Raw genomic sequence first — 16,892 nt, 5'->3', positions numbered from 1 at the left:
TCAGTAGCGGTAGGTGTCCGGCTTGTAAGGGCCGTTCTTGTCCACGCCGATGTAGGCGGCCTGGGAGTCGGTCAGCTCGGTGAGCATGGCGCCGACCTTCTTCAGGTGCAGGCGCGCGACCTTCTCGTCCAGGTGCTTGGGCAGCACGTAGACCTTGCCGGCCTGGTAGGCGTCGGGCTTGGTGAACAGCTCGATCTGGGCGATGGTCTGGTTGGCGAACGACGACGACATCACGAAGCTCGGGTGGCCCGTGCCGCAGCCCAGGTTCACGAGGCGGCCCTTGGCCAGCAGGATGATCTTCTTGCCGTTCGGGAAGGTGATGTGGTCCACCTGCGGCTTGATCTCTTCCCACTCGTACTTCTCGATCGACGCGACGTCGATCTCGTTGTCGAAGTGGCCGATGTTGCAGACGATGGCCTGGTCCTTCATGGCGGCCATGTGCTCGTGGCGGATCACGTCGCGGTTGCCGGTGGTGGTCACGAAGATGTCGGCCTTGTCGGCGGCGTACTCCATGGTCACGACCTTGTAGCCTTCCATCGCGGCTTGCAGGGCGTTGATCGGGTCGATTTCGGTGACCCACACCTGGGCGCTCAGGGCGCGCAGGGCCTGGGCCGAGCCCTTGCCCACGTCGCCGTAGCCGGCCACGCAAGCCACCTTGCCGGCGATCATCACGTCGGTCGCGCGCTTGATGCCGTCCACCAGCGATTCGCGGCAGCCGTACAGGTTGTCGAACTTGCTCTTGGTGACCGAGTCGTTCACGTTGATGGCGCGGAACAGCAGCGTGCCCTTGGCGCTCATCTCGTTCAGGCGGTGCACGCCGGTGGTGGTCTCTTCGGTCACGCCGATGATTTCAGCGGACTTGCGGGTGTACCAGGTGTCGTCCACGGCCAGCTTGGCCTTGATGGCGGCGTACAGAATGCGTTCTTCTTCGCTGGTCGGGTTGGCGAGCACGCCCAGGTCTTTTTCAGCGCGCTGGCCCAGGTGCATGAGCAGCGTGGCGTCGCCGCCGTCGTCCAGGATCATGTTCGGGCCTTCGCCCTTCGAGCCCTTGGGACCGAAGTCGAAGATGGCGTGGGTGTAGTCCCAGTAGTCCTTCAGCGACTCGCCCTTGATGGCGAACACCGGCGTGCCGGCGGCGGCGATGGCGGCGGCGGCGTGGTCCTGCGTCGAGAAGATGTTGCACGAGGCCCAGCGCACTTCGGCGCCCAGGGCTTGCAGCGTCTCGATGAGCACGGCCGTCTGGATGGTCATGTGCAGCGAGCCCGTGATGCGCGCGCCCTTCAGGGCCTGGCCCTTCGAGAACTCTTCACGGATGGCCATCAGGCCGGGCATCTCGGTTTCGGCGATCTTGATTTCCTTGCGGCCCCAGGCGGCAAGGGACAGGTCGGCAATCGCCTGGTCGGCGGTCGAGACGGGGGTGGGCTTGAGTACAGCGCTCATGTGAACTCCAAAACTGGTTTGAAAGATGCCACTGCGTACGGGGAAGAAAGACTCACCGCGAGAACAGCGGGTGAGCGTGGTTGCGATGTGGTCCGAGCCTCACGCCTGACGGCGCTGCAACGCTCCTCGGAGCGCCGGATTGTAGTCGCGGCCGCCCGGCCCGCCAATCGACCGGGGCATCCCACATCACGGAAAGCGCGGGCGACCGCCAGGCCGGGCCGGGCGGCGCAGGCCACCCCGGGAAACTCCGCAGGCAAATCCGCGCTTGGAGCGCCCTGAGCCGCGCCGGCCCGGCGTATCGTGGCGGCGGGCCCCGGCCGCCCGGCCGCTGCCTGCATCCACCCGTTCGATTGTTTTCATCACCCGACACAGGAGATTCCGCACCATGGCCACTGCCAAGAAAGCCGCCGCGAAAAAAACCACCGCCAGCAGCGCCGGCGCGAAGCAGGCGGCGCCGTCCGCCGCGGACATGCTCGATCCGATGAAGAACCTCAAGGGCATGGCCGAGCGCCTGCAGAACCTGAACCTCACCGGCGGCGCCGGCAAGCTGCTCGACAGCGGCCGCAAGGACCTGCAGGCGCTGATGCAGGCCAACGAGAAGTCCTACCAGGGCCTGCAGACCGTGGTGCAGCGACAGACCGAGATGATCAAGACGGCCATCGCCGAATGGCAGACCGCCGCCAAGGCGATGCCGGGCAAGGACCCGAAGGAAAACCTCGCCAAGCTCGACGAGCTGGGCCGCCAGTCGTTCCAGCGCGCCGTCGACGACATCAAGGAGCTGGCCACCCTGGCCGCCAAGTCGCAGGCCGATGCCTTCGACGTGGTGCGCCAGCGCATCCAGGCCAACGTGGACGAGGTCACGAAGCTGCTGCAGCGCAAGTAACAAGAAGCAAAGAAAGGCCCGCATGACCGCCGTCGCGCCCCGCACCGAACGGCGCACCCGCGCCAACGGCATCGAACTGGCCTGGGACAGCTTCGGCGACCCCGAGGCGCCGCCGCTGTTGCTGGTCATGGGCCTCGGCGCCCAGATGGTCGCCTGGGACGACGCGTTCTGCGCCGCCCTGGCGCAGGCCGGCGGCCACCACGTGATCCGCTTCGACAACCGCGACATCGGCCACTCCACCCACCTGCCGCACGCTGGCGTGCCCGACATCCAGGCGCTGATGCTGCAGGCCATGGCCGGGCGCCCGCTGCAGGTGCCCTACACGCTGCGCGACATGGCCGACGACTGCGCCGGCCTGCTCGACGCGCTGGGCATCGCGCGCGCCCACGTCGTGGGGGCGTCGATGGGCGGCGCCATCGGGCAGGAGATGGCCATCCATCACCCGGGGCGGATGCGCTCGCTCACCAGCATCATGTCGAGCACCGGCGACCCGGCCCTGCCGCCGCCCACGCCCGAGGCGCTGGCGGTGCTGTTCGCGCCCGCGCCGACCCGCTTCGAGGCCTACCTGCCGCACCACGCCAAGCTGTGGCGCGTGCTGCGCGGCCCCGACGCCTTTCCGCTCGACGAGGCGCGCGACGCCGAGCGCGCGCAACTGGCCTTCCTGCGCGGCCTCAACCCGGGCGGCGTGGCGCGACAGCTGGCGGCCGTGTTCGCATCGGGCAACCGCAAGCCGGCGCTGCGCGCGGTGCAGGTGCCCACGCTGGTGATCCACGGCGACGTCGATCCGCTGGTGCCCGTGGCCTGCGGCATCGACGTGGCCGAGGCCATTCCCGGCGCGACGCTGCTGCGCATCCCGCGCATGGGCCATGCGCTGCCGATCGCGATGTGGCCGCAGATCATCGAGGCCATCGCCGCGCACACCGCACGGGCGGCGCGGCGCGACGATCACTGAAGAAAAAGAGACAACGACAAGAAACCCAGACGGAGGTGTTTTTCATGAGCCAGTTTCCGTCCCTCGATCCCATGGCCCTGTGGCGCGAGCTCACGGCCCAGTGGGAAAAAAGCACCAACGAATTCGCCAACGAAGCCATGGCCTCGGACCCGTTCCGCCAGGGCATGCACGGCGGCATGAACGCCTCGCTCACTGCGCAGAAGGCGGTGGGCGACCTGATGGCGCGCTACCTCACGCTGCTGAACCTGCCCACGCGCGCCGACCTGCAGGCGCTGGGCGAGCAGCTGCACCGCATCGACGACCACCTGGCGGGCATCCGCCGCGCGCTGGAAGGCGGGGCCGGCCCTGCCGCGCGGACCGCTGATACGGCCACTGCGCCGCCCCGGCCGCGTCGGACCAAGCAACCGCCCGCAGCGGCGGCGGCGCCTGCACCGGCCGCCAAGACCGCCGCCCCCAAGAAACGCCCCGCCGGAAAGCGCCGCCCATGAGCGCGCCGCCCGACACCTTCCAGCTGCCCGACATCCGCGGCGAGATCGAGCGCACGATCCAGCGCAACATCAAGGGGCTGGACTTCCTGACCTCGACCGCGCCGGCCGTCGGCCTCACGCCCAAGGACGAGATCCACCGGCGCGGCACGCTGAGCCTGTACCACTACCGCCCGATGGTCGACGAGATCTACCGCGTGCCGGTGCTGATGGTGATGGCCACCACCAACCGCGCCTACATCTTCGACCTCGCGCCGGGCCAGAGCATGGTCGAGTATTTGCTGCTCAAGGGCTACGACGTCTACGTGATGGACTGGAACGCACCGCGCCCCGACGAGAAGCGCCTGCGCATCGAGGACTACGTGCTCGACTTCATTCCCGATTCGATCCGCCGCGTGCAGGAAGACTCGGGCGAGGAAGACGTGACCATCGCCGGCTACTGCATGGGCGGCGTGCTCTCCACGCTGTACGCGGCGCTGCACCCCGGCGGGCCGATGAAGAACCTCGCGCTCTTCACCACGCCGATCGACTTCAGCCGCATGAAGCTCTTTCATGCGTGGTCCGACCGGCGCTACTTCGACGTCGACCGCCTCATCGACACCGTGGGCAACGTGCCGCCCGAGATGCTGTTCGCCTCCTTCGACATGCTGCGCCCCGCCGGGCGCGGCGCCGGGCTGGTGCAGCTGTGGGACAACATGGCCAACGACGAGTTCGTCAAGTCGTACCGCATGTTCGACCGCTGGGGCGCCGAGATGCTGCCGCTGGCCGGCGAGTACTTCCGCCAGACCGTGAAGGAGCTCATGTGGGACAACAAGCTGCACAAGGGCGAGCTGGTGCTCGGCGGGCGCCCCGTGCTGCTGAAGAACATCACCGTGCCGGTGCTGCACGCGCTGGCGCAGCACGACCACATCGTGCCCTACGAGGCGGGGCAGCCGCTGATCGCCGGCATCGGCTCCACCGACAAGGAGGAGGTGGTGCTCAAGGGCGGCCACGTGAGCCTGGCGGCCGGCACCAACGCCGTGCGGCGGCTGTGGCCCAAGCTCGACGAGTGGCTGGGCGTGCGCTCCACCTGACGAACACAACCATCCCCCTACGCTCATGACCGCATCTTCTTCCCGCACCTACCCGCGCACCGTCGCCCACGCGGACGGCGACATCGCCCTGCGCCTCATGACCGGCGCCGACGCCCCCGCCGTGCTGGCCTTCGCGCAGGCGCTGCCGGCGCACGACCTGCTCTTTCTGCCGCGCGACATCACCGAGCCCAAGGTGATGGCCGCCTGGGTCCGCGCCATCGAGCGCGGCGACATCGACAGCGTGCTCGCCGTGCGCGACGGCGCCGTGCTGGGCTGCGCCGCCGTCATCCGCGACCCGCACTCGTGGTCGGGCCACGTGGCCGAGCTGCGCGTGCTGGTGTCGCCCACGCTGCGCGGCGGCGGCCTGGGCCAGCAGCTGGCGCAGGAGGGCTGCGCACTGGCCTTCGCGCATGGGCAGGAAAAGATCGTCGCCCAGATGACCGTCGACCAGCGCGGCGCCATCGCCGTCTTCCAGTCCCTGGGCTTCCGGCCCGAGGCTCTGCTGACGCGCCACGTGAAGGACCGCGAGGGCAAGGCGCACGACCTCGTGGTGCTGAGCCAGGACGCGGCGCAGGTCGAGGCGCAGATGCGGGCGTACGGGGTGACGGAGGCGTTTTAGGCCTACAGCCCGGGGTTGGCGGGGCGGCCTCCTAAAATCGGGGGATTCCCCTGCAGATTGCCCACCTTGTCTTTTCTCGCCGAAACCCGCCGCCGTCGCACCTTCGCGATCATTTCCCACCCTGACGCCGGCAAGACCACGCTGACCGAAAAACTGCTGCTGTTCTCGGGCGCGATCCAGATCGCCGGCTCGGTGAAGGCGCGCAAGGCCTCGCGCCACGCCACCTCCGACTGGATGGAAATCGAGAAGCAGCGCGGCATCTCGGTGGCCTCGTCGGTGATGCAGATGGTGTACCGCGAGCACGTGATCAACCTGCTCGACACGCCCGGCCACAAGGACTTCTCGGAAGACACCTACCGCGTGCTCACCGCCGTCGACTCGGCGCTGATGGTGATCGACGCGGCCAACGGCGTGGAAGCGCAGACGCGCCGGCTGATCGAGGTCTGCCGCCAGCGCGACACCCCCATCATCACCTTCGTCAACAAGATGGACCGCGAAGTGCGCGAGCCGCTGGACATCCTGGACGAGGTGGAGCGCGAACTCGGCATGCCCTGCGTGCCCATGACCTGGCCCGTGGGCCAGGGCAAGAGCTTCCGCGGGATCATGAACCTGCGCACGCAGGCGATGACGGTGTTCGAGTCGGGCAGCGAGCGGCTGCCGCACGACTTCGAGACCATTCCGCTGAGCGAGCGCGACACGCTCGTCAAGCGCTTCGGCGCTGACTTCGAGCACGCCATGGAAAGCATGGAACTGGCCACCGGCGCCTCCCCCACCTGGGACCGCGAGGCCTTCCTGGCCGGCAAGCAGACGCCCGTGTTCTTCGGCTCCGGCGTGAACAACTTCGGCGTGATGGAAGTGCTCGACGCGCTGGTCGACCTGGCGCCCTCGCCGCAGTCGCGCACCAGCACCACGCTGGTCAACCGCCAGCCGGTGGTGAAAGAGATCCAGCCCGAGGACAAGGACTTCGCGGGCGTGGTCTTCAAGGTGCAGGCCAACATGGACGCCAACCACCGCGACCGCATCGCCTTCGTGCGCATGGCCTCGGGCAAGTACACGCCGGGCATGAAGCTGAAGGTGCAGCGCACCGCGAAGGAGCTGCGCCCCACCAGCGTCGTGACCTTCATGAGCCAGCGCCGCGAGGCGGTGGAAGAGGCCTACGCCGGCGACATCGTGGGCTTCACCACGCACGGCGGCGTGCAGCTGGGCGACACCATCACCGACGGCGCGAACCTGCAGTTCACCGGGCTGCCCTTCTTCGCGCCCGAGCTGTTCATGACCGTCATCCTGAAGAACCCGCTGCGCACCAAGCAGCTGCAGCAGGGCCTGGCCCAGCTCGGCGAAGAAGGCGCGATCCAGGTCTTCCGCCCCGAAGTCGGCGGCCCGATGCTGCTGGGCGCCGTCGGCCAGCTGCAGTTCGAAGTGGTGCAGCACCGCCTGAAGGCCGAGTACGACGCCGACGTGCGGCTCGAAGGCTGCCAGTACACGGGCGCGCGCTGGATCACGGCCGACACCCCGGCCGAGCTGCGCGAGTTCGTCCACGCCTACCCGGTGCGCATGGCGAAAGATGCGGCCGACACGCTGGCTTTCCTGTGCACCTCGCCGTACGACGTGCGGCTGGCGCAGGAGCGTTTTCCGAAGATCCACTTCCATCCGCTGCGCGAGCACGCGGGCTTGGCGCTGCAGAGCGCCGGCTGATCAGCTGCCCGACGAGGTGTAGTGGCGCAGCCCGAGGCGCCACGCACCGAACGCCGCCGCGAGGAACACGAAACCCGCGAGCGGCGACACCCACCCCACCCAGGCCGGTGCGCCCAGCGGGTCGGGCTTGCCCAGGATCGCCAGCACCGGGTAGTACGCCACGCAGGCCAGCGGCACGATGAAGGTCAGCACGCGGCGGAACCACTGCGCATAGAGCGCCAGCGGGTACTGCGCCGCCTGCACGCCGCCGTAGGTGAGCACGTTGGCGATTTCCAGGCTCTCGACGGTCCAGAACGACAGCGTGCCCTGCAGCACGAGGATGCCGAGGAACAGCGCGATGCCACCGGCCAGGGCGAACAGCGCGACGGCCACGGCGCTGGGCGTCCATGCGATGTCGGCCTGCACGGTCGCGAAGGCCAGCACGAGCAGGCCCTGCAGCAGACGGCCCAGCCGGCTGATGCGCACGTCGTGGCCCATGAGCTGCAGCGCGAGCGGACGTGGGCGCAGCAGCAGCCGGTCGAAGGTGCCGGTGCGCAGGAACTCGGTGCCCAGCACGTCGAAGCCGCGGCCCAGTGCGTCGGCGAGGGCGAACATGCAGTTCACCAGCCCGTAGAACAGCGCGACCTCGCCGATGCCCCAGCCCTGCACCTCGCCGAAGCGATGGAACAGCGCCCAGACGGCGACGACCTCGATGCCTGTTCCGAGGAACTGGCCGAGGGTCAACAGCAAGGCGGACGCGGGGTACCTGGCCTGGCCGCTGATGGAGGCGGCCATGAGGCGGAAGAAGAGAGGGAGGGCGCCCATCTTCAATGGCCCCCGCCGCTGTTCAGGGCGCGTGCACAGGCCACCGGGTACTTCCCTCCGCGAATGTCCCCCGGGCTTCGCCCTCCTCCTTGATTTCGCTGCGGGAAGCACCCGGTGTCCTGCGCACACCGAGCGCGGTCGTGGTGCGGGTCGGTCCACCGCTGTGCGGATTGCGTCATGCCGCTCATTGCTCGTAGCAGATGTCGAGCCTGATCAATGCGCCGCGGGCATCGATGCGGTCGGCTCGGAAGTAGAAGCGGTCGCGGTAGCTGTCGAGGTGAAGGGGTCCGGTGACCGGGTCGCCCCAGCTCGTCACCGAGAAGCCCTGCCCGCGCAGCCATCGCAGCAGGGCGTCCAGGCGCTGCGGGTCGGCGTCGACGTGGATGTCGGCGTCTGCGGGCGGCGGGCCTTGTGGGTCCTGCTGCCAGCGCGCGAAGCTGCCGAACAGCGTGAAGACGTGTCCTGCGGCGCGCATCGCATCGAGCAGCGCGGCGGTGGCCGGCAGGTCGATGCGCTCGCGCTGCTTGCGAAAGACCAGCGCGTGTTCGTGGCGCCGGTCGGTGCGGGCATCGGTGTCGCTGTCTTCCGCGTCGTGCGGATAGACCAGCACGCGCTCCTCCTCCATCGTGAAGAGCGAACCCAGGATGCGGGCGAGATCGAAGGCCAGCGGCAGCACGCGATCGCCGATCCGGAGGTTCTCCACCATCGCGATGCAGGCACCGCCCTCGCGCAATCCGGCGCGGACGCGGTGGAAGACATTGCGCAGGCCATCGAGGTGCTGCGCGTAGCTGGGGCTGTCGTAAAGCTGGGAGGTTGCCTGCGCACCGGTCCAGCGACAACCGAAGTAGGGCACGTTCGTCAGGCACAGGTCGAAGGGCGGGAGCGCGGCGTCTTCGAGCGCATCGCACGAGGCATGCAGGAGCGTCGTGCCGTGGGCGAAGCCGTGGCGCGCCAGCCGCTCGCGGATGAGGTCGATGCGGCCGGCATCGACTTCGCAGCCCAAAGCCCGTCGGCCCTCAAGGCGCGCCGCGAGCAGCGTCGTGCCGAAGCCGGCGAACGGATCGAACACCGTGTCGCCCGGTTGTGAGAACCGGCGCACGAAGGGCAGCATCTGCTCGAGCCATCCGCAATCGCGCCCGCCCATCGGGTCCCGCGCGCGCAGGCCGTCCGGCAGGCGGTAGCGCGGCGATTCATGGTCGAGCATCAGCCAGCTGTGACTGCTCATGGACAGGCCTTCGCGGTGCGCGTGTCGAGCAGCACGTCGTGCCCCGGCTCCCAGCCGGCGCACAGCTGTCCGTCGGCAAAGTAGACGAGCTTGTAGACATCGCCGGTCGCATGGCGCGCGTGCATGGCGCCGTAGTCGGCGCTTTCGAAGACGACCGTCAGGCCGCTGTCGGTGCGCAGGCGCAGGTTCCAGAAGTAGTAGCCCTCGGTGAGGCTTTCGAGGGTCCACCCGCGCGAGATGTCGGGGTCGTCGAGGCAGGCCGTCAGCAGCGCGTCCATCGAGACCCGCTGCGTGCGCAGATAGCGCGCGGTGGCGTTGTCGCGATAGCCCTCGTCGAGCCGCGAGAACTCCCGGAAGACGACGGTCCCGGCGCCGCATTGCCGTGCCCACGCGAGGTACGCGGCCACGTCGGTCGGCTGCGCGACGCCGCCGCGCTGGAGGATGCACACGAGCCGCAGCGCCACCGCATCGGCGAGCTGGCGCGCGGTGCGTTCGAACACGGCGGCATCGCCGATGGCCACCTCGGGCCGGAACCGCATGATGGCCTGGTTGACCGCGCCGTCGTGGTGGTGGCGGGACAGCTCCAGCCAGCTCATTTCGAAGCGTTGCAGCGCGCGCCGCAGCGCCTCGCCCTGCGGGCCGGCAAAGCCTGCGCCGTTGGTATAGAGCACACGGTCCTCGACCACCGGGCCTTCGCTTTCGCCCGCGGCCAGCGTGTGCAGCAGCCGAAGCATCCAGTCGGCGTCGTCGCTCGTTTCCAGGCCCGAGAGCGACCACGACAGCGGCACGCCGCGCAAGGCGCGCAGCGCGCGGGACAGGCCGTCGAAGTAGTCGGGCGCCGGACGCAGCCGGGACGCCGAGGTTCCACCCTCGGTCTTGCGCAGGTTTTCCGAGCAGAAGCCGCAACGTGCCGAACAAGGCTTCACGGAGGCGTATGGCGTGAACGTGAGGGGCTGCGCAAGGCGCCGCGCGACGCCGCCGATCGTGTGCGTGTGCCAGCGCGCGGCCTCGTTCGAAGGCGGCGTGCGAAGGGTCACCCCGCGCACGGAGCGGCGAAGGCGTTCGAAGAGCGGGGAACTCGCGCTGCGCGGCAGATCGGCCACGGCGATCTGGTCGATCGCGCAGGTCACGGTCCGCACGGCGAGGGGCGTCGGCGCATCGGCTTCAACGGGAATGACGGGGCGCATGGCAGGGGCGGGGTTGTCGCACCCGCCACCATACGACAGCGCTGCCTCCGAGGGCGGGAGTGGCTCCCTGCGCGCGCCCGTCACCCTAGCCACCCTGCACCTGCAGACTGCGCATCGTGCGCCCCATCGCCATCCGCCCGAACGCGACCAGCGCGACGATCCAGAAGCACTGCAGCCCCAGCGCGCCCAGCGCATGCCAGCCGCTCAGGTGCCCGAAGTACAGCCGCGCCGGAATGTCGAACAGCCCCGCCAGCGGCTGCACCAGCAGCGCGGTCTGCCAGGCGTCGGGCAGCAGCGCCAGCGGCAGCAGGTTGCCCGAGAACACGATGACCACGGGCGTCGCCACCGCCTGGATGCCGCGCTCGTTGAGCGCCGCCGTGGTCGCCACGTTGAGCAGCATCACCATCGCGGTCGAAAGCAAGAGGCCCAGCCCCACCGACAGCAGGAACGCCGCGCCGGCCACCGCGTTGGCGGGCAATTGCCAGGCCCAGTCGCCCAGCCCGACCAGCGGCAATGCGACCGCCGCGAAGGCCGCCATCAGTGCCACGCGCGGCAGCAGGCGCGCCGCGATCCAGCCGGCCGTGCGCGCGAACCACAGCGCGTAAGCGTCCACCGGGCGCAGCCGGTCGTAGGCGACGGCACCGGTGCGCGCGGCCTGCGCCACTTCGGGGTCGCCGAGCCAGGGCATCAGCACCAGCAGGCCCTGCGCGAGCCAGGTATAGGTGATGGCCTGGGCCAGCGTCATCGACGAGGCCGCGCCCGCGATGGCGCTGCCGCTGTAGAACGCGGCGAACACCATCACCTTGATGCCGCCCCACCAGCACTGCGTGGCAAAGCCCGCGAGCGCCGCGGTGCGGTACTGCAGCATCTGCAGGAAGCGCGAGACGAACGCCGCGACATACGGCCGGGCGAGATCGCGCGGGCCCATCGCCGGCCTCACGCCTCGGCCGCTCCGTGCATGGCGTAGAAGCGCGCGATCACGGCTTCGATCGCGAGGCCTTCGAGGCGGATGTCTTCCACGGCGTGCGCGCCGGCGATGCGCGCGATGAGCGCGGGCGCGGGGGTCTGCTTGGGGTCGAAGTCGAGCACCAGCGTCTGGCCGTCGCGCGAATGCACGGTGGCGCCGTCGACCTGCGCGGGCAGCGTGGCATCTTGTGCAAAGTCGACCACCAGCCGGCGCTCGGCCATCACCTGCGCGCGCAGCGCCTCGACGGGGCTGTCGGCCAGCACGCGGCCGTGGCCGATCACGATCACGCGCTGGGCCAGGGCCTCGATGTCGTGCATGTCGTGCGTGGTCAGCAGCACGGTGGTGCCGCGCTCGCGGTTGGCGCGGCGCACGAAGTCGCGCACGGCGAGCTTGGAGGGCGCATCGAGGCCGATGGTCGGCTCGTCGAGGAACAGGATGTCGGGCTCGTGCAGCAGCGCCGCCGCGATCTCGGCGCGCATGCGCTGGCCCAGCGAGAGCTGTCGCACCGGTTGGTCGAGCACGCGCTCCAGGTGCAGCAGCGCGACCAGCTCGTCGCGCGTGCGGCGGTAGCGCTGCGGATCGACGCGGTAGATGTCGCGCAGCAGGTCGAAGCCGTCGCCCACGGGCAGGTCCCACCACAGCTGCGTGCGCTGGCCGAAGACCACGCCGATGCGCGCCACGTGCCGCTCGCGGTCGGCAAAGGGGTCGCGGCCGTCGACTTCCACGCGCCCGCCGTCGGGCCGCAGGATGCCCGAGAGGATCTTGATGGTGGTCGACTTGCCCGCGCCGTTCGGCCCGATGAAGCCCAGCAGCTCGCCGCGCTCCAGCGCGAACGACACGCCCGACAGCGCCTCCACCGTGCGGTGGCGGCGCTGCAGCAGGCCGCGCAGCGCCCCGCGCAGACCGGGGTCGCGCTCGGACACACGGTAGGTCTTGCGCAGGTTGTCGACGAGGATGTGAGGCATGGTGAGAAGCGCCGCGCCGGCCCGAAAGCGCGGCGGGGGCGGGATGCTACACGAAAGCGCCGGTACGATCACGGGCCTCTTCGAGAATCCTGCCTCATGTCTTCGCCTCCCCTGCCCGCCTCGCCCCACCACCTGTTGCCGCTCACGCGCTGGCCCGCCGACGCACGCGCGGCGCTGGTCGGCGTGTTCACCGACATCGACGACACGCTCACCACCGATGGCGCGATCACGCCCGACGCGCTGAAGGCGCTGGCCGACCTGAAGGCCGCGGGCCTGGCGGTGGTCGCGATCACCGGCCGGCCCGTGGGCTGGAGCCTGCCTTTCGTGAACAGCTGGCCGGTCGATGCGATCGTGGCCGAGAACGGCGCGGTGGCGCTGCGCCCGGCAGCCGATGGCGGCGTCGAGAAGCGCTACCAGCAGGACGCCGCCACGCGCGCCGCCAACTTCGCGCGCATGCAGGCCGTGCTGGCGCGCATCGAGCACGAGATTCCGGGCGCCGGCCGCGCCACCGACTCGCCGGGGCGCGAGACCGACATCGCCATCGACCACAGCGAGTTCGTGACGCTGAGCGACGACACCATCGCGCGCGTCGTCGCGCTGATGCGCGGCGAAGGCATGCACGCCACCGTGAGCAGCATCCACATCAACGGCTGGTACGGCGACAACGACAAGCTCGAGGGCGCACGCTGGATCGTGCGCGAACTGTGGGGCCGCACGCTCGACGACGAGATGGACCGCTGGGCCTACGTGGGTGACTCCACCAACGACCAGCTGATGTTCCGCAGCTTCGCGCACAGCATCGGCGTGGCGAACGTGGCGCGCTTCGTGCCGCAGCTGGAGCACCTGCCGCGCTATGTGACGCAGGGTGAACGCGGCGCGGGGTTTGCGCAGGCCGCGCAGGCGGTGCTGTCGGCGCGCTGAGCCGCGCACGAAAAAAAGGCCCGCGCAGGGCGGGCCGAATGGACCGGTTGAACGACCCTTGGAGAAACTTGCAGGGGTGAGGGTCGCGCGATGCGCGACCCTTCAGGACATCAGAACGTGTGGCGGATGCCGAACTCGTAGCCCATCGAGCTCTTGGCCTGCAGCGCGGTGCGGTTGAACGTGGTGGCGTACGACGGGCCTGCACCCACCGTGAGCCCCGCGCCGTTCTTGTTGCTGACGCGCGCGACCGTGCCGTACAGCGCGGTGCGCTTGGACAGGTTGTGCACGTAGCCCAGCGCGAGCTTGCTGGCCTTCGGATCGGCGTTGTTCACGCCGAACACGGGCACGCGGTTGAAGTCGTACTTGACCTGCGAATACGACGCGCGGATCACGCCCGGGCCGATCGGCACGGTCACGCCCAGCAGGTAGCCGGTGAGGTCCACGTCCTGGCCGGGCGTGAAGATGTTCAGCGCGTTGCGCTCGTCCTTCGAACGCGAGATCTCGCCGAACAGCTTGGCCACGCCGAAGTCGTAGGTCGCGCCGAGGTTGAAGGTCTTGACCTTGCCTGGGCGTGCCACGGCGGCGGCGCCGCTGCCGGTCGTGAAGCTGGTGTCGTTCTGCGCGTAGCTGGCGGCGATGTCGAACGGGCCCGTCGTGTAGCCCAGGCGACCGCCGATGTGGCGGCCGGTGTTGGTGCTGGCGGCGGTGTCGGGCGACAGCCGCGTCTGCTCGGCCAGGCCGTACGCCACGTTGCCGTAGAAGCCGCCCAGGCGCGGCAGGAAGTACTGCACCATGTTGCTCGCGCGCTTGTAGGTGCCGTTGCTGCCGTAGCCGCTGCCCGGCACGCTGGCTTCGTTGGCGTCGATGATCAGCGAGCCGCCGATGCCGGTGTCGCCGAACGGGTCGAACTGTTCTTCATTCATCACCGTCGCGGTCTTGTCGCGGCCCAGGCGCAGTTCGCCGAAGCTGCCTGCCAGGCTCACGGTCGAGCGGCGGGTGAAGTTCGACACGCCGGTGGCGCCGTCGTCATTGGTGATCGGGGCTTCGAGCCAGAAGCTGGCCGACAGGCCGCCGCCCAGGTCTTCCACGCCGCGGAAACCGAGGCGGCTCGAGCTCAGGCCCGAATTCGCCAGCTCGGTGCGGCTGGCCTTCACGCTGTAGGCGGGACCGAAGGGGGTGGTCGAAACGCTCTTGTTCGCTACGTTGCGGTAGGCGGCATCGACCACGCCGAACAGGGTCACGGTCGATTGCGCCGACGCGGCGCCGCAGGCTGCGATGGCAGCCAGAACAAGCAGGGATTTTTTCATTGGTGTCACTCCAGGAGGGGGATGTCGCTGCGCCGAGACCGGGCGCGACTTTGGGACGTCCGGGCCTTGTTGCCGCGAGACTGGGTCCGAGTTTTCCTTCACTGGAAGACAAAGGGATTACATAGGGTTAACGCCTAGATTACAGAGGGATATAGGGGGTGAGTTCAGGACAGCGGTCGCGGATCGGGGTAGGCGCCGCGCACGCCTCCCCTTTTCCGACGGGCGCTTACTTCTCTTTCGCCAACCCCAGCTTGTCGATGATCACCTTCTCGCGCACCACCGTGTCCTGCGCGAACTTGGTGTACGTGGCCGAGCTCATGTAGTTGGGCAGCATGTCGTAGCGGCCGAGCGAGGCCACGTAGCTGGGCTCTTCCATCGCCTGCTTGAAGGCGTCGTGCAGCTTCTTCACGACCTCGGGCGGGGTGCCCTTGGGGGCGCCGATGCCGAAGGGCGAGTTCTGCACCACGTCGTAGCCCAGCTCCTTCAGCGTGGGTGCGTCGGGGAACTTGGCCAGGCGCTTCTCGCCCCAGGTGTTGAGCACGCGCAGCTTGCCGGCCTCGACCTGCGGCGCGAAGCCGGTGCTGTCGGCCGCGGCCATGAGCTGGCCGCTGACCACGGCCAGCATCAGGTCGGCGCTGCCCTTGTAGGGCACGTGCTGCAACGTGATGCCGGCCTTCTGCGCCACGATCTCGGTCGTGAGGTGCGGGCTGGTCAGGTTGCCGGTCGAGCCGTAGGTGAGCTTGCCGGGGTTGGCCTTGGCGTAGGCGACGAAGTCGGCCCAGGTCTTGAAGGGGCTGTCGGCCGGCACGACGATGCCGAAGGCATAGCCGGTGACGTTCAGCACGTAGGTGATGTCCTTGAGCGGGTCCCAGTTGATCTTGGTGGTGTAGCCCAGGCGGAACACGCCCAGCGGAATCTGCGCGACGGTGTAGCCGTCGGGCTGCGCGGTCTGCAGCGCCTGCGCGGGCAGCGTGCCGCCGGCGCCGGGCTTGTTGTCGACGATCACGGGCTGGCCCAGGATCTTGCTGGCGTTGTCGGCCAGCTGGCGCATGGTGATGTCGGTCGGGCCGCCCGCGGGAAAGGCGATCACGAGCTTGATGGGCTTCGCGGGAAAGGCCTGTGCAAGCACCGCCAGCGGCGCGGCGAGGCCGCAGGCGGCCAGCGTGGCGGCACGGAGAAGGGAACGGCGAAACATGACGGAAGGCTCCTGAAGCGTGGATCGAGCCGCGCATTGGGCCCTGCCCCGCCCGGTGCAGCAATCGGGGCTCACCCGACTGCTGTCGCCGAAGCAACTCCGCCTTCAGCCCGCGGCTTGCGCGAAGCCTTCGAGAACGTTGACCGCGTTCACACCCACCTCGGCGACCGCATAGCCGCCCTCGAACACGAACACGGTGGGCAGGCCGGCGCGCGCGAGGTCTTCGCCCATGCGCAGGTAGTCGTCGCTCTTCAGCTTGAAGCCCGAGATCGGGTCGCCCTCGAAGGTGTCGACACCCAGCGAGACCACGAGCGCGCCGGCCTTGACCTTCGCGATGCCGTCGAGCGCCGTCTTGAGCGCCGCGCGCCAGGCCGTGAAGTCGGTGCCGCGCGGCAGCGGCAGGTTGTGGTTGAAGCCCTCGCCTTTGCCGGCGCCGCGCTCGTCGGCGTGGCCCAGGTAGTACGGGTAGTCGGTGAGCGGGTCACCGTGCAGGCTGGCGAAGTGCACGTCGCTGCGCTCGTAGAAGATGGCCTGCGTGCCGTTGCCGTGGTGGTAGTCGACGTCGAGCACGGCCACGCGTTCGACGCCGGCATCGCGCAGCGCCTGCGCGGCCACGGCGGCGTTGTTGACGAAGCAGTAGCCGCCGAAGAAGTCGGCGCCCGCGTGGTGGCCGGGCGGGCGCGTGAGCGCGAAGGCACTGCGCTCGCCGCCGACGACGCGCTGCGCCGCCGTCCACGCACAGGCCGCGCCATGGCGCGCAGCGGCCCAGCTGCCCGCCATCAGCGGCGTGCCGGCATCAAACGAAAAAAGGCCCAGGCGCGCGGGAAAGCTCTGGGGCAGCACGTCGGTGCGCATGCCGCGCGTGGGCCAGTACGAGGGCAGCGCGTCGCGCGTGGCGTTGGCGGCGTCGAGCGCCACCCACTCGTCCCAGGCATGGGCGATGAAGTCGAGGTAACGCGGCGCATGCACCTTCGCCAGCAGCGCGTCGTCGAACGCGTCGGGCGCCTGCAGCGGGCCGAGGCCGCGCCGTTCCAGCTCGTGCCTCACATGGTCGACGCGGGCGGGCACCTCGAAGCAGGGCACCAGCTCGCCCCGGAACATTTCGACTTGGCCTTGGTGCAGGGCGTGCTGGTCGTTGTAGATGGTGAGCATGAAGCGGCGAAGGGCGTGACGA

At 69.4% G+C, this 16,892-nt stretch carries 16 protein-coding genes and 1 riboswitch; of the genes, 7 read left to right on the top strand and 9 right to left on the bottom strand.

Annotation, left to right across the window (positions count from 1 at the left end; all coding sequences use genetic code 11):
- Nucleotides 1-1,440: an adenosylhomocysteinase gene (gene ahcY, locus AC07OX_RS21575; RefSeq protein WP_495262457.1), complete on the bottom strand. Its 1,440-nt coding sequence runs from the start codon at nucleotides 1,438-1,440 to the stop codon at nucleotides 1-3.
- 65 nt (nucleotides 1,441-1,505) lie between these two features.
- Nucleotides 1,506-1,574: riboswitch (S-adenosyl-L-homocysteine riboswitch) on the bottom strand.
- A gap of 251 nt (nucleotides 1,575-1,825) precedes the next feature.
- Between ahcY and phaP the strand changes: the two genes are divergently transcribed.
- From phaP to AC07OX_RS21545, 6 genes are all read left to right on the top strand, one after another.
- Nucleotides 1,826-2,323 carry a TIGR01841 family phasin gene (gene phaP, locus AC07OX_RS21570; RefSeq protein ID WP_062482351.1) on the top strand — a complete coding sequence of 166 codons (498 nt, stop codon included), beginning with the start codon at nucleotides 1,826-1,828 and terminating at the stop codon, nucleotides 2,321-2,323.
- Nucleotides 2,324-2,345: 22 nt separating this feature from the next.
- Nucleotides 2,346-3,275 (top strand): alpha/beta fold hydrolase, encoded by a 930-nt coding sequence (locus AC07OX_RS21565; protein WP_062482348.1) that lies wholly within the window; start codon nucleotides 2,346-2,348, stop codon nucleotides 3,273-3,275.
- A gap of 44 nt (nucleotides 3,276-3,319) precedes the next feature.
- Nucleotides 3,320-3,763, top strand: a complete 444-nt coding sequence (locus AC07OX_RS21560) for a hypothetical protein (RefSeq protein ID WP_495262458.1) — start codon at nucleotides 3,320-3,322, stop codon at nucleotides 3,761-3,763.
- The gene (locus tag AC07OX_RS21555; RefSeq protein WP_307584315.1) at nucleotides 3,760-4,833 is read left to right on the top strand and encodes an alpha/beta fold hydrolase; all 1,074 of its coding nucleotides are present in this window, start codon (nucleotides 3,760-3,762) and stop codon (nucleotides 4,831-4,833) included. Before AC07OX_RS21560 ends, AC07OX_RS21555 begins: the two co-directional genes overlap by 4 nt.
- A gap of 25 nt (nucleotides 4,834-4,858) precedes the next feature.
- Complete coding sequence (locus AC07OX_RS21550; protein WP_495262459.1) at nucleotides 4,859-5,452, top strand: GNAT family N-acetyltransferase; 594 nt, start codon at nucleotides 4,859-4,861, stop codon at nucleotides 5,450-5,452.
- A 66-nt stretch (nucleotides 5,453-5,518) separates the two neighbouring features.
- Nucleotides 5,519-7,147, top strand: coding sequence for a peptide chain release factor 3 (locus AC07OX_RS21545; RefSeq protein ID WP_062482912.1), 1,629 nt, complete (start codon nucleotides 5,519-5,521; stop codon nucleotides 7,145-7,147).
- Here the strand turns inward: AC07OX_RS21545 and AC07OX_RS21540 are convergent, their stop codons facing one another.
- From AC07OX_RS21540 to AC07OX_RS21520, 5 genes are all read right to left on the bottom strand, one after another.
- Nucleotides 7,148-7,951, bottom strand: coding sequence for an ABC transporter permease (locus AC07OX_RS21540; RefSeq protein WP_307584313.1), 804 nt, complete (start codon nucleotides 7,949-7,951; stop codon nucleotides 7,148-7,150).
- Nucleotides 7,952-8,135: 184 nt separating this feature from the next.
- Nucleotides 8,136-9,176 (bottom strand): DNA methyltransferase, encoded by a 1,041-nt coding sequence (locus AC07OX_RS21535; protein ID WP_495263165.1) that lies wholly within the window; start codon nucleotides 9,174-9,176, stop codon nucleotides 8,136-8,138.
- Nucleotides 9,173-10,363, bottom strand: coding sequence for a hypothetical protein (locus tag AC07OX_RS21530; protein ID WP_495263166.1), 1,191 nt, complete (start codon nucleotides 10,361-10,363; stop codon nucleotides 9,173-9,175). The genes AC07OX_RS21535 and AC07OX_RS21530 overlap by 4 nt, the downstream gene beginning before the upstream one ends.
- Nucleotides 10,364-10,448: 85 nt before the next feature.
- Nucleotides 10,449-11,291, bottom strand: coding sequence for an ABC transporter permease (locus tag AC07OX_RS21525; protein ID WP_495263167.1), 843 nt, complete (start codon nucleotides 11,289-11,291; stop codon nucleotides 10,449-10,451).
- Nucleotides 11,292-11,299: 8 nt separating this feature from the next.
- Complete coding sequence (locus AC07OX_RS21520) at nucleotides 11,300-12,295, bottom strand: ABC transporter ATP-binding protein (protein WP_159272795.1); 996 nt, start codon at nucleotides 12,293-12,295, stop codon at nucleotides 11,300-11,302.
- 96 nt (nucleotides 12,296-12,391) lie between these two features.
- On the opposite strand from AC07OX_RS21520, the gene AC07OX_RS21515 reads away from it, so the two are divergent.
- Nucleotides 12,392-13,216 (top strand): HAD-IIB family hydrolase, encoded by an 825-nt coding sequence (locus tag AC07OX_RS21515; RefSeq protein WP_495263168.1) that lies wholly within the window; start codon nucleotides 12,392-12,394, stop codon nucleotides 13,214-13,216.
- Between the two features lie 110 nt (nucleotides 13,217-13,326).
- On the opposite strand, the gene AC07OX_RS21510 is transcribed toward AC07OX_RS21515, so the two are convergent.
- From AC07OX_RS21510 to AC07OX_RS21500, 3 genes are all read right to left on the bottom strand, one after another.
- Entirely contained in the window at nucleotides 13,327-14,523 is a 1,197-nt protein-coding gene (locus tag AC07OX_RS21510) for a porin (RefSeq protein WP_495263169.1), read from the bottom strand.
- A 226-nt stretch (nucleotides 14,524-14,749) separates the two neighbouring features.
- Nucleotides 14,750-15,718 carry a Bug family tripartite tricarboxylate transporter substrate binding protein gene (locus AC07OX_RS21505; RefSeq protein WP_495263170.1) on the bottom strand — a complete coding sequence of 323 codons (969 nt, stop codon included), beginning with the start codon at nucleotides 15,716-15,718 and terminating at the stop codon, nucleotides 14,750-14,752.
- A 105-nt stretch (nucleotides 15,719-15,823) separates the two neighbouring features.
- Nucleotides 15,824-16,870: a histone deacetylase family protein gene (locus AC07OX_RS21500; protein ID WP_495263171.1), complete on the bottom strand. Its 1,047-nt coding sequence runs from the start codon at nucleotides 16,868-16,870 to the stop codon at nucleotides 15,824-15,826.
- Between the last annotated feature and the right edge of the window lie 22 nt (nucleotides 16,871-16,892).

It is taken from the genome of Variovorax sp. GW821-FHT09D07, from assembly GCF_059416345.1.
The sequence above is the reverse complement of the archived record's forward strand: the minus strand, read 5'-3'. Positions and strand labels throughout refer to the sequence as shown.